The organism is Flintibacter faecis (genome assembly GCF_014287875.1).
GTDB lineage: Bacteria > Bacillota > Clostridia > Oscillospirales > Oscillospiraceae > Lawsonibacter > Lawsonibacter faecis_A.
Genome location: NZ_JACOPN010000040.1, coordinates 1 through 523, shown reverse-complemented (window position 1 = coordinate 523; position 523 = coordinate 1). Strand labels below are relative to the sequence as shown.

The following is a 523-nucleotide window of genomic DNA, read 5'->3' as shown; positions in this document are numbered from 1 at the left end:
TAGAGTTTTACGGCAAGTCCTTTCCCGAAGCCGTCCAGATGTTGACAGGCGAAAACGGCGAGGGACAGACCGAAGCCACCACAGCACCGCCCACAGCGTTCCACTTGCCCTTGCACAACCGAACAGCCGACAGAGCAATTCAATATCTTTGCGAAAGCCGAGGTCTCAACCCGAAACTGGTTGAGACTTTTCTTCTTTCCGGGGATATTTATGAGGACGCAAAGCGGCACAATGTTGTCTTTGTCGGCAGAGACCGAAACGGCACACCGAGATACGCCCATGTGCGAGGAACGGCAGACACATTCAGACAGGATATTACCGGGTCTGACAAGTCCTATCCGTTCCGCTATGAGGGAAACGGCAACCAGCTCTTTGTCTTTGAAGCGCCGATAGACCTTTTGTCCTTTATCTGCCTTTATCCGCAGGACTGGCAGACAAGGAGCTATCTTGCCCTGGGCGGCGTTTCTGGCAAAGCCCTTGACCGTTTTCTTTCTGAGCGCAAGGACACCCAAAAAGTGTTCCT

General features: G+C 52.8%; 1 protein-coding gene. It reads left to right on the top strand.

Translation table 11 applies throughout. The features are described 5' to 3' along the window. The coding region (locus tag H8S55_RS13915) for a DUF3991 and TOPRIM domain-containing protein (protein WP_186879364.1) at window positions 1-523 on the top strand (523 nt) is incomplete at both ends.